At 54.5% G+C, this 10,924-nt stretch carries 12 protein-coding genes and 2 rRNA genes; all 14 read right to left on the minus strand.

Going from position 1 to position 10,924, the window contains the following annotated elements; all coding sequences use genetic code 11:
* Positions 1–30: 30 nt before the first annotated feature.
* Complete coding sequence (locus M8010_RS10840) at positions 31–447, minus strand: ClpXP protease specificity-enhancing factor (protein WP_250091170.1); 417 nt, start codon at positions 445–447, stop codon at positions 31–33.
* Between the two features lie 56 nt (positions 448–503).
* Positions 504–1,133 (minus strand): glutathione S-transferase N-terminal domain-containing protein, encoded by a 630-nt coding sequence (locus M8010_RS10845; RefSeq protein WP_137437372.1) that lies wholly within the window; start codon positions 1,131–1,133, stop codon positions 504–506.
* 108 nt (positions 1,134–1,241) lie between these two features.
* On the minus strand, positions 1,242–1,997 hold the full coding sequence (locus M8010_RS10850) for a cytochrome c1 (RefSeq protein WP_250091112.1): 756 nt from the start codon (positions 1,995–1,997) through the stop codon (positions 1,242–1,244).
* Complete coding sequence (locus M8010_RS10855; RefSeq protein WP_250091114.1) at positions 1,997–3,229, minus strand: cytochrome b; 1,233 nt, start codon at positions 3,227–3,229, stop codon at positions 1,997–1,999. The genes M8010_RS10850 and M8010_RS10855 overlap by 1 nt, the downstream gene beginning before the upstream one ends.
* The gene (gene petA, locus M8010_RS10860; protein ID WP_250091116.1) at positions 3,229–3,825 is read right to left on the minus strand and encodes a ubiquinol-cytochrome c reductase iron-sulfur subunit; all 597 of its coding nucleotides are present in this window, start codon (positions 3,823–3,825) and stop codon (positions 3,229–3,231) included. Before petA ends, M8010_RS10855 begins: the two co-directional genes overlap by 1 nt.
* Before the next feature lie 239 nt (positions 3,826–4,064).
* On the minus strand, positions 4,065–4,457 hold the full coding sequence (gene rpsI / locus M8010_RS10865; protein WP_250091118.1) for a 30S ribosomal protein S9: 393 nt from the start codon (positions 4,455–4,457) through the stop codon (positions 4,065–4,067).
* A 12-nt stretch (positions 4,458–4,469) separates the two neighbouring features.
* Positions 4,470–4,898 (minus strand): 50S ribosomal protein L13, encoded by a 429-nt coding sequence (rplM, locus tag M8010_RS10870; protein WP_250091119.1) that lies wholly within the window; start codon positions 4,896–4,898, stop codon positions 4,470–4,472.
* Between the two features lie 254 nt (positions 4,899–5,152).
* Entirely contained in the window at positions 5,153–5,941 is a 789-nt protein-coding gene (locus M8010_RS10875; RefSeq protein WP_250091121.1) for a TatD family hydrolase, read from the minus strand.
* 17 nt (positions 5,942–5,958) lie between these two features.
* Positions 5,959–7,539: a peptide chain release factor 3 gene (gene prfC, locus M8010_RS10880; RefSeq protein WP_250091123.1), complete on the minus strand. Its 1,581-nt coding sequence runs from the start codon at positions 7,537–7,539 to the stop codon at positions 5,959–5,961.
* A 45-nt stretch (positions 7,540–7,584) separates the two neighbouring features.
* Complete coding sequence (rimI, locus tag M8010_RS10885) at positions 7,585–8,091, minus strand: ribosomal protein S18-alanine N-acetyltransferase (protein ID WP_250091125.1); 507 nt, start codon at positions 8,089–8,091, stop codon at positions 7,585–7,587.
* A 3-nt stretch (positions 8,092–8,094) separates the two neighbouring features.
* Positions 8,095–8,919 (minus strand): hypothetical protein, encoded by an 825-nt coding sequence (locus M8010_RS10890; protein WP_250091126.1) that lies wholly within the window; start codon positions 8,917–8,919, stop codon positions 8,095–8,097.
* A gap of 28 nt (positions 8,920–8,947) precedes the next feature.
* Positions 8,948–10,498: a 2-isopropylmalate synthase gene (locus M8010_RS10895; RefSeq protein ID WP_250091127.1), complete on the minus strand. Its 1,551-nt coding sequence runs from the start codon at positions 10,496–10,498 to the stop codon at positions 8,948–8,950.
* A 119-nt stretch (positions 10,499–10,617) separates the two neighbouring features.
* Positions 10,618–10,733: ribosomal RNA gene (gene rrf, locus M8010_RS10900) — 5S ribosomal RNA — on the minus strand.
* Positions 10,734–10,816: 83 nt separating this feature from the next.
* Positions 10,817–10,924, minus strand: a 23S ribosomal RNA gene (locus M8010_RS10905); the annotation flags it as partial.

A 10,924-nucleotide genomic window follows, 5' to 3' on the forward strand; every position in this document is an offset into this window, starting at 1 on the left:
GCTTGATACTGCTTCCAGGATAGCGAAGCGTTACTTCACCACCTTGAGTGTTGGCCGGCCACTGGGTCGATCTCCACTTTGCCCGTCATCACCGGTACCGGTGGTGTCCCCATCGGGGCCTTCCGGATCCGGCGAACCTGGCTCGCTGCCAAACACCATGCCCTCGCCATTCTCCTTGGCGTAGACCGCCATAACCGCTTGCAGAGGAATAAACACCTGCATAGGCACACCGCCAAAGCGAGCGCTGAACTCCAGCGCGCCGTTGCCGATCACCAGGCCCCGGACAGCTCCGGGGCTGATATTGAGCACGATTTGCCCGTTGGCGACGTGTTCAGTAGGAACCTGGACCCCCTGAACGCCTGCATCCACCACAATGTAGGGAGTACAGTCGTTTTCGAGAATCCATTCATTGAACGCCCTGACGAGATAGGGACGGCTCGATGTCATGGTTATCTTGCTATCAGGCACTGCCTTTCTCCTGAACCGGTTTCAGGCTCTGCAAATCAACTGCGAATATCTTCTTCCAGGTCCGACAGGCTCGCCTTGAACCCTTCACGACTGAAAATGCTATCCATATACTTTTGAAGCGGTTTTGCCTGCTTCTCATTGAGCTCAATGCCCAGAGACGGCAAACGCCAAAGAATCGGTGCGATACAGCAGTCCACAATGGTGAATTCTTCCGACAGGAAAAATGGCATTTCGCCAAACAGCGGAGCAGTGGCCAGCAGACTCTCACGAAGCTCTTTGCGAGCGACATCAGAGGCTTTGGCGTTAGGCTGGGCAAGAATCTGATCTACCAGCCCGCACCAGTCTTTCTGGATGCGATGAATCATCAGCCGGCTGTTCGCCCGGGCAACCGGGTATACCGGAAGCAAGGGTGGATGCGGGAAACGCTCATCCAGATATTCCATCATGATGTTGGGCTCATAGAGCACAAGGTCACGATCCACCAGCGTCGGCAGGGCATTATACGGGTTCAGGTCAGCCAGCTCTCCGGGAGGGTTGTCCGGATCAACGTTAACGACGTCAACCGTTACGCCCTTTTCTGCCAGTACAATGCGGACTCTGTGGCTGTAATGACTGGCCGGGTCCGAGAAAAACGTCATTGATGACCGCTTGGTCACAACGCCCATAGAACTACCTCACGATTTGACTAACCGAATTGACCCTGAAAAACGCAAAAATCCAGCGGGCCGGCAATTGCCCGCTGGAACTCAGGGATAAGGATTATACCTGAAATCTCAGTGTACGTCCTTCCAGTATTCCCGATTAAGCAGGTAGGCAAAGATAAAGAAGATCGCCACGAAGATCAGGGCGAACATACCAAGCCTTTCACGCTCAACCTTTACCGGATCGCCCATGTAGGACATGAAATTGGTCAGGTCATACATGGCGCTGTTGAATTCCGCTGGTGACATGGAGCCCTCGGTTTCCCACTGGGGGCACGTGTCCGCGTTACGGACATCGCCACTAAGAGGGTCAACGCTGGCACCTTCGCCAATTCGCGGCTCTACAGCACACAGGCCTTGCAGATCTGCCATGACATGGGGCATGCCGACGTTGTCAAAGACAACGTTGTTTACGCCCAGCGGACGAGTATCGTCCTTGTAGAAGCCACGCAGGTAAGAATAGATCCAGTCCTCACCACGAAGGCGGGACTCGAGCGTAAGATCCGGTGGCGGAGCACCGAACCAGTCCGCAGCCATATCCTTGCTCATGGAGTTTTTCATCAGTTCACCGATTTTCGCGCCGGTGAAGATCAGATTCTCCTCGTAAAGCTCCTGCGGAATGCCCAGATCATCCGATACCCGCTTGTAACGAGCGTACTCCATGGAGTGACACCCCATGCAGTAGTTCGTAAACAGGGCCGCACCACGCTGAAGAGACTCCTTGTTGGTGTGGTCCGGTTCCATGGTATCCAGTTCAACGGATGGCCCGGCCGCCAGCCCGAGGGCTGGCAGGATCGCTATGAAAAGACCAACTATCAGCTTTCTCATTATCCTGTCACCCTCTCTGGAACTGGCTTGGTTTTCTCCATACGCGTATAGAACGGCATGAGAATAAAGTAGAGGAAGTAGAGCGTTGTCAGAATCTGCGCAACGATAGTACGACCCTCTGTCGCCGGAACGATACCGAGATACCCCAGGATGACAAAGCTCACCGCAAAGATCGCCAGGGCAATCTTGCTCAGCCACCCCTTGTAACGCATGGAGCGAACCGGGCTTCTATCCAGCCAGGGCAGGACAAACAATATCGCAATGGCGCCGCCCATGACGACAACACCCCAGAACTTGGCATCCAGGCCGAAGAGGTCAACTGTCACCGCCCGTAGCATCGCGTAGAACGGCGTGAAGTACCACACTGGCGCGATGTGGTCCGGCGTCTTGAGGGGGTTCGCCGGCTCGAAGTTCGGCTTCTCAAGGAACAGGCCACCCATCTCCGGGAAGAAGAACACCACTATAAAGAAGATAAAGAAGAAAACACCAACCCCCATCAGGTCGTGCACGGTGTAATAGGGGTGGAATGGAATGCCATCTTTGGGCACACCGTTTTCATCCTTGTTCTTCTTGATGTCGATACCGTCAGGATTGTTGGAGCCCACTTCGTGCAGTGCAAGGATATGCAACACCACCAGACCGAGAAGGACGATCGGCAATGCGACGACGTGTAATGCAAAGAAGCGGTTCAGTGTAATACCGGAAATCAGGTAGTCACCACGAATCCACAGCGACAAATCGTCACCAATCACCGGAATGGCACCGAAGAGGTTCACAATAACCTGAGCACCCCAATAGGACATCTGTCCCCAGGGCAGCAGATAACCCATAAAGGCTTCTGCCATAAGCACCAGGTAGATCAGCATACCGAAGATCCAGATCAGCTCACGAGGCTTTTGGTATGAGCCATACATCAAGCCACGGAACATGTGGAGGTACACCACCACGAAAAACGCAGAAGCGCCGGTGGAGTGCAGATAACGCAGCAACCAGCCCCACTCCACGTCACGCATGATGTATTCCACGGACGCGAAGGCCCCCTCGCCGGAGGGGTTATAGCTCATGGTCAGCCATATACCGGTGATCAGCTGGTTGACCAGCACCAGCATGGCCAGCGAGCCGAAGAAATACCACATGTTGAAGTTCTTGGGCGCGTAGTACTTGCCCAAGTGCTTGTTCCACGCTTCAACAATCGGGAGACGCTCGTCAACCCAGTTTACTAACTTGTTCATTACGCGGCCCCCTCAGGATCCAGACCGACGGTCAGGGTATTCTCGTCGTCGTAGCGATAGGGAGGCACCTCAAGATTCGTTGGTGCCGGCATACCCGGAAAGACACGGCCAGCGAGGTCGAATCGTGAACCGTGACAAGCGCAGTAAAATCCGCCAAGCCAGTCTTCACCAAGGTCAGCAGGAGCCACCTCGGGCCGGAACGTGGGTGAACAACCCAGATGCGTACAAATGCCGACAATGACAGCGTAGTCTTCCTTGATAGCACGCAATTCACCATCAATATAGGCTGGCTGCGCCGCATCCTCGGAAAGCGGGTCTTTCACGCGATCATCGAGCTTGCGAATGTTCTCATTCATTTCGTCGGTGCGACGAATGACCCACACCGGTTTTCCGCGCCACTCAACAGTCATCTGCTGACCCGGCTCAAGCTTACTGACATTGACGGTTACCGGTGCACCGGCTGCTTCCGCTTTGGCACTGGGATTCCAGGATGCTACGAAAGGCACGGCCGCACCGACGACGCCGACACCACCCACCACAGACGTGGCACCGATCAGAAATCGGCGCCTGCCTTGGCTCACGTCGCCATTATTCATTATGGTTTTCTCCCATCAGGCGACATGCAGCCCTGTCTAAAGGGAACCTGCACATCGAAAAGGACTTCTCTCAACCCAAAAATATAAGCGCTCAAATGGTAATGAAATTACCCTGCCCTTACAAGTCGGAAAGCTCTCAGGCCGGACCATTACCTGTTCCGGATCAAATTGATATTGATTTTGAATCCATAAAAAAACCCGGCCAACGGACCGGGTTCTTCGGGTCTGCTCCAGCGAACTTAACGCTTGGAGAACTGAGGACGCTTACGCGCCTTGCGCAGACCAACTTTCTTACGCTCAACCTTACGAGCATCACGAGTAACGTAACCCTCTTTGCGCAGAGCAGGACGCAGAGTCTCGTCGTAATCCATCAGGGCCCGGGTAAGCCCGTGACGAATCGCGCCCGCCTGACCACTACTTCCACCACCTTTCACGGTGATATTGATATCAAACCGATCGGTGGAGTCGGCAACCACGAGAGGCTGACGAACGATCATACGCAGAGTGTCACGACCGAAAAACTGCTCGATAGTGCGACCATTGATGGAAATGTTACCGCTTCCCGGCTTGATAAAAACCCGAGCCGTGGATGTCTTGCGGCGACCAGTACCGTAATTTTGTGCTACAGACATATCCGCCTTCCGTTAAATGTCGAGTTCTTTGGGCTGCTGGGCTGCATGAGGATGCTCAGCGCCGGCATAAATTTTCAGCTTCTTGAACATGGCACGACCGAGCGGGCCATTTGGAAGCATGCCTTTGACAGACTTCTGGATGATTTGCTCAGGAGCCTTGTCGACCAGCTTCTCGAAGTTGATGGATTTGATTCCACCCGGAAAGCCGGTGTGACTGTAGTACATCTTGTCAGATGCTTTTTTGCCGGTAACCCGTACCTGACTGGCATTGATAACCACTATGTAATCACCAGTGTCGACATGAGGGGTGTACTCAGGCTTGTGCTTGCCCCGCAGACGAAGGGCGATTTCAGTTGACAGACGACCCAGCGTCTTGCCGGCTGCGTCTACAACGTACCAGTCACGCGTTACTGTTTCTGGTTTCGCACTCAGAGTCTTCATTGATTCCGCCTTGAACGCTATATAAGAAACGTTAAAAACCGCCACCGGTAAATGCTTGGCATCCGGAGGAGGATCTTTACCTGTATGTTATGCGGCAGTGACATCATTCGGGGCTGAGATGATGGCATCGCCTTGAAAAGCCAGGGCGCGAAGTATATCCGAACCACCAAGGAAAGCCAACCCTGAAGCGGGCCGTTTCGTTATTCACTTACTCATTCACCAATACCCACGCTCACTGCTGAGAAAAACAGGCCTTAACGCTCGGATGATCCGATTTCATTCCAGCCATAGAGACGCTGGACATTGCCAAGCAGCGCGCCAGCCAGGTCCTCGCGGTTCTCACCGCGCAAGTCTGCGAGAGCACTGAAAATAGACGGCAGATATGCAGGTGAATTGTGCCCCGGGGCCACTCCCTCCGGGGCCATGTCCGGTGCGTCCGTCTCCAGAACCAACGCATCGATAGGTAAACGGGCAATGGTATCCCGGGTCTTTCGGGCCCGGGCGTGGGTAATAACACCGCCAACACCGATAAAACAGCCCAGATCAATCAACTTTGACGCCTGCTGGTAGCTGCCCGAAAATCCATGCACTAGCACCCGCCCCGAAAAGCGTTTTCGCCGCAGCACTTCATGCACTTCGTCATGAGTCTTCACCGAATGCACAACAAGTGGAAAGTGTGTCTGTCTTGCAATGTCGACCTGTGCCTCGAACCAGTAAAACTGGTCTTTCAGTTCGCCATGCAGACGATCGAGCCCACACTCTCCCAATGCAACGCAATGGCCGGGATGACTCACGAGCGCCTCACCGAGGGCAGTCAGGTCGTCATCGTTATGCTCACCGAAATACCAGGGATGGATTCCGAGACAGTAGTAAATCCCCTCATGTTCCGCGGCAACCTGTTTCACCCTGTCCCAGTCGCGGCGGCGCACGCCGGGAATCACCAGGCTGGACAGGCCGGCTCCGTGAGCCTCCTCAAGCACAGCCTCACGACGCCCGTCGAATTCCGCAAAATCGAAATGGCAATGTGCGTCGATGAGTCTCATTCACCACCCCAGCCTATCTAGTGCTCCCGGGTTTTGTGGAAGCTGACATCCGGATACCTTTCCTGGGCCAGCTGCAGATTGACCATGGTCGGGGCAATGTAGGTCAGACGATCACTACCATCCAGCGCCAGAAAGTCGTTGGCTTTGCGCTCAAACTCATCCAGCTTGCGCTCGTCAGACGATGTCACCCAGCGGGCAGTTGCGACGTTGATCGGCTCATATACCGCCTCTACCTTGTATTCACTCTTGAGACGGCTGACCACCACATCAAACTGCAGTACGCCGACGGCACCCACAATCAGGTCGTTATTACGCAACGGCCGGAAAACCTGAACGGCCCCCTCTTCGGCAAGCTGAATCAAGCCTTTCTGCAACTGCTTGGATTTTAACGGGTCTTTCAAGCGAATCCTGCGGAAGAGCTCCGGCGCAAAGTTGGGGATGCCGGTAAATTTCATATCTTCGCCGGAGGTAAACGTGTCCCCCAACTGGATCGTGCCATGGTTGTGCAGACCTATAATGTCACCGGCAAAGGCTTCGCCTGCATGCTCCCTGTCCCCTGCCATAAAGGTTAACGCATCGGAGAACCGAACTTCTTTACCGATGCGAACATGGCGCGCTTTCATGCCCTGATGGTAACGCCCCGAAACGATCCTGAGAAACGCCACGCGATCCCGATGCTGAGGATCCATATTGGCCTGGATCTTGAAAACAAAGCCGGAAAAAACATCTTCAGCAGGTTCAACCAGACGCTGGTCCGTTTCCCGTGGCTGCGGTTCCGGCGCCCATTCCACAAGCCCATCGAGCATGTGGTCGACACCAAAGTTGCCAAGGGCCGTCCCGAAGAACACCGGAGTAAGTTCGCCGGCAAGGAACGCCTCTTGATCGAACTCATGGGACGCACCCTTCACCAGTTCGATCTCGCCCCTCAGCTCATCCGCATAAGTGCCAAGAATTGTGTCCAGCTCTGGATTATCGATACCGTTGATAACCCGCTTCTCCTGGATCGTATGTCCTTGCCCCGATTTGTAGAGAATCACTTCATCCCGAGTCAGGTGGTAGACGCCCTTGAAATTCTTACCCATGCCGATGGGCCAGGTGATCGGGGCACAGGCGATCTTGAGGACCTCTTCTACTTCGTCCATCAATTCCACCGGGTCCCTGGTTTCACGGTCCAGCTTGTTCATGAAGGTAAGAATCGGGGTGTCCCTTAGCCGGGTTACTTCCATCAGCTTGATGGTTCGCTCCTCGACACCTTTTGCACTGTCAATGACCATCAGACACGAGTCGACAGCAGTCAAGGTCCGGTATGTATCCTCGGAGAAGTCTTCGTGGCCAGGAGTGTCCAGCAGATTCACCAGCCTGCCACCGTAAGGGAACTGCATCACTGACGTGGTGACGGAAATACCACGCTCTTTCTCCATCTCCATCCAGTCGGACTTGGCGTGCTGACCGGATTTCTTGCCCTTCACCGTGCCAGCCTTCTGTATGGCCTGGCCGAACAGGAGTACTTTCTCTGTAATCGTGGTTTTACCGGCATCCGGATGCGAGATAATCGCAAATGTGCGGCGATGGGATACTTCGCTGGCAATGCTGGTCATAATTGGTAAAAGCCTGAATCGGAGAGTCTGAAAAAACGGACGCCATTATAAGGATAATAGCCCACTCACGCGAGTGCGTGTCTGCAAGGCCATCACTAACGCATCTTCCCGCTCCTGGCCCCCGGGGTAATAACCGGGGCGGCGACCAATGACAGAGAAGCCTTCGCTGACATACAAATCCAGCGCGCCGTCATTACTGTTCCGTACTTCCAGAAGAACCTGCGACATACCGTCCCGTGCGGATTCCGCAACCAGATGCCTCAGCAGTCGCCGGCCGGCACCCGACCTCCTCTGGCCGGCAGCAACACACAGGTTCAGTAAATGCGCCTCACCCGCCATATACGCAACCACTGCATAGCCTGAGAGTCCGTCGCCGATATCCAGAGCCCACAGCCGATAGTCCGGACGAAAGCAGCCGCGGAATACCGATTCGCTCCAGGGAAAGGAATAGCCCTGGCGTTCGATATCAAGAACTTCAGGCAAGTCATCCTCGCACAGAGCCCTGATCGTCATATCACTGACTTCGACCTTAGGGTAGACGTCTCGGGGCACAGTTCAGACTCCGACAGCGACTTTGAGTTGTTGCCAAAGCTCACGCTTGTAGGCCGGCGCCGCAGCCAGTTCGGCCAGACTCCGGGGGAAATCAACACAGGAAGCTCCCAAAGCAGTTACCAGCCATTCAGACCGACCTGAGGGCATGTCATCTGGCAGAACGCCCAATAGCAGCAGTTTTCTGGATCCGAAACCCTTGCTGACAGACCGAAGAACCTGCCCAAAATCATCGATGCTATTACCAGGCACCCGCGGGTTCCCGAAAACCGGCCAGCGGATGTGGATGGCCTCTTTAACGATGGAACCTCCGATCGACGCAAGAATATTTTCAGCAAGCGTGTTCTGCAATTGCTCACTGGCCTCTTCCGATACATTGCTGACAAGCACAAAGTGCTCGGATACCCAGAAGCCCAGATGCGCGTCAATTTTGCCCTGCATATCGGGTTCAGCAGCCGTATCTGAAACAGCAGATAGATCCTTCGGCAATAGCACATCCGCTACAGCAGTGGGTGACTCGACGGCATCGGTATCAACTGGCTCTTCTGGTACGACAGTCCCTGTGTCCTCATGGGTTTCTGATTTGGTGTTCGCCATTAACGCCTGCAGACCGGCAAGTCGATCCTTGGCCGCACCATCGCTGACACTACGCCGCGCTGACGGCTGCGAAGAGCGTGTTACTATCCGATCCGATTCAGGCTCCGGAGTACTGTCGTCTAACGGAAACCGGAATTCGGGACTGGGAGCCGCGCCGGGTAGGGGCGCGCGGGCATACCAGAGATGGACACCGACCCTTCCCAGGTAATACTGGCGCTCTGCCTCTGACATCATAGTAATGATCCGTTACTAACTTTAGTGCTCAGACGTCAGCTCCTTGGGGATGCTGCCGGATTCCACCACGGCTGATCAGGTTGAGCGCTTCAATGTAAGCCTTTGCAGAAGCAATAATGATATCGGTATCAGCCCCTACGCCGTTTACAATCCGACCGCCCCTTTCAAGGCGCACAGTCACTTCGCCCTGCGCATCGGTTCCACTGGTAATGTTGTTTACTGAATAGAGCTGAAGATTACAGCCCGAATCCACAAGGGATTCAATAGCCTTGAACGTCGCATCTACCGGGCCACTGCCTTCGGCGTCGACCTTGTGCTCCTTGCCATCCATCAACAGCGTCAGGTAGGCCTTCGGCACAACACCGGTTTCGGAGCACACCTGCATGGTAACAAGACCATACCGGCCATCTTCCTCTTTTTGGCGGGTGTCACTGGCAATTGCCTGGAGATCCTCATCGAAAATCTCGTGCTTCAGATCCGCCAGGGCCTTGAAACGGGTGAACGCCTCGTTGAGCTCGGTTTCAGTCTCGAACTGAATCCCCAGCTCCAGCAGACGTGAACGGAAAGCGTTTCGGCCTGAGTGCTTGCCGAGCACAAGGCTGTTGGTGTGCCAGCCGACGTCCTGAGCACGCATGATCTCGTAGGTTTCCCGATGCTTCAGAACGCCATCCTGATGGATTCCCGACTCGTGAGCAAAGGCGTTTGCACCGACAATTGCCTTGTTGGGCTGCACAGGAAACCCTGTAATGGTGGATACAAGTCGCGACGCGGGAACAATGTGCTGTGTATCAATGCGGGTATCGATGGTATAGAGATCCTGACGAGTACGTACAGCCATTACCAGCTCTTCCAGGGAGGCATTACCGGCACGCTCGCCCAGCCCATTGATAGTGCACTCCACCTGACGGGCACCACTGCTTACCGCAGCCAAAGAATTGGCAACCGCAAGACCAAGGTCATTGTGGCAATGTACGGAAAAGACCGCTTTATCCGCATTCGGCACACGGTTTAGCAACTGACGGATTGTCTCACCGAACTGCTCCGGAATGGCGTACCCCACTGTGTCAGGGATATTGATGGTGGTTGCTCCGGCCTTTATCGCCGCTTCAATAATACGGCACAGGAAGTCGAGTTCTGAGCGGCCGGCGTCTTCACAGGAAAACTCAACATCATCCACATGACCACGGGCGCGTTTTACCGACCTGACCGCCTGCGCCACCACTTCATCAGGCTGCATCTGCAGCTTGTGTTTCATATGAATGGGGGAGGTTGCAATGAACGTGTGTATCCGGCCGCGTTCAGCCGGTCTAACTGCTTCCGCGGCCCGATCAATATCCTTGTCCAGCGCTCTGGCGAGGCTGCAAATAGTAGAGCCTTTTATGGACTCCGCTATGCCTTTCACCGCCTCGAAATCGCCCTGGCTGGCAATTGCAAAACCGGCTTCGATTACATCAACACGGAGTTTTTCCAGCACCTTTGCGATGCGCAGCTTTTCCGCTTTTGTCATGGTGGCGCCGGGACTCTGCTCACCGTCGCGTAAAGTGGTATCAAAGATAACAAGGTGGTCTGTAGCGGACATAGCAATCTCCGTCAGAACGATTCAACGAGTGTTTTCCGGAAGTATATCACTGAAGCACTTTTCATCCGCCAATAAAAAACCCCGGCAGCGTTTGCTGACGGGGTTTTTCGGTATTAAGAGCCTGACGATGACCTACTCTCACATGGGCAGAAGCCACACTACCATCGGCGCTGGTCTGTTTCACGGCTGAGTTCGGGATGGGATCAGGTGGTTCCAGACCGCTATGGTCGTCAGGCAAAACGGTTGATCACTGGGTGGACGAGATGGAACGTGTGATGTTGATTTCGTTGCGTTATCCGCAATTGTCTTGGGTGTTATATAGTCAAGCCGCACGAGCAATTAGTATCGGTTAGCTCAACGCCTCGCAGCGCTTACACACCCGACCTATCAACGTCCTGGTCTTGAACGGCTCTTCAGGGACCTCAA

Origin of the sequence: Marinobacter sp. ATCH36 (assembly GCF_023555055.1) — a bacterium.
Classification (GTDB): domain Bacteria; phylum Pseudomonadota; class Gammaproteobacteria; order Pseudomonadales; family Oleiphilaceae; genus Marinobacter.

What these genes read in the sequence shown, in the direction of transcription:
- M8010_RS10840 (WP_250091170.1), bottom strand. Translation starts at nt 447, where the DNA reads ATGACATCGAGCCGTCCCTATCTCGTCAGGGCGTTCAATGAATGGATT.
- M8010_RS10895 (WP_250091127.1), bottom strand. Translation starts at nt 10,498, where the DNA reads ATGTCCGCTACAGACCACCTTGTTATCTTTGATACCACTTTACGCGAC.
- rpsI (WP_250091118.1), bottom strand. Translation starts at nt 4,457, where the DNA reads ATGTCTGTAGCACAAAATTACGGTACTGGTCGCCGCAAGACATCCACG.
- M8010_RS10855 (WP_250091114.1), bottom strand. Translation starts at nt 3,229, where the DNA reads ATGAACAAGTTAGTAAACTGGGTTGACGAGCGTCTCCCGATTGTTGAA.
- M8010_RS10890 (WP_250091126.1), bottom strand. Translation starts at nt 8,919, where the DNA reads ATGATGTCAGAGGCAGAGCGCCAGTATTACCTGGGAAGGGTCGGTGTC.
- M8010_RS10850 (WP_250091112.1), bottom strand. Translation starts at nt 1,997, where the DNA reads ATGAGAAAGCTGATAGTTGGTCTTTTCATAGCGATCCTGCCAGCCCTC.
- prfC (WP_250091123.1), bottom strand. Translation starts at nt 7,539, where the DNA reads ATGACCAGCATTGCCAGCGAAGTATCCCATCGCCGCACATTTGCGATT.
- M8010_RS10875 (WP_250091121.1), bottom strand. Translation starts at nt 5,941, where the DNA reads ATGAGACTCATCGACGCACATTGCCATTTCGATTTTGCGGAATTCGAC.
- M8010_RS10845 (WP_137437372.1), bottom strand. Translation starts at nt 1,133, where the DNA reads ATGGGCGTTGTGACCAAGCGGTCATCAATGACGTTTTTCTCGGACCCG.
- rplM (WP_250091119.1), bottom strand. Translation starts at nt 4,898, where the DNA reads ATGAAGACTCTGAGTGCGAAACCAGAAACAGTAACGCGTGACTGGTAC.
- petA (WP_250091116.1), bottom strand. Translation starts at nt 3,825, where the DNA reads ATGAATAATGGCGACGTGAGCCAAGGCAGGCGCCGATTTCTGATCGGT.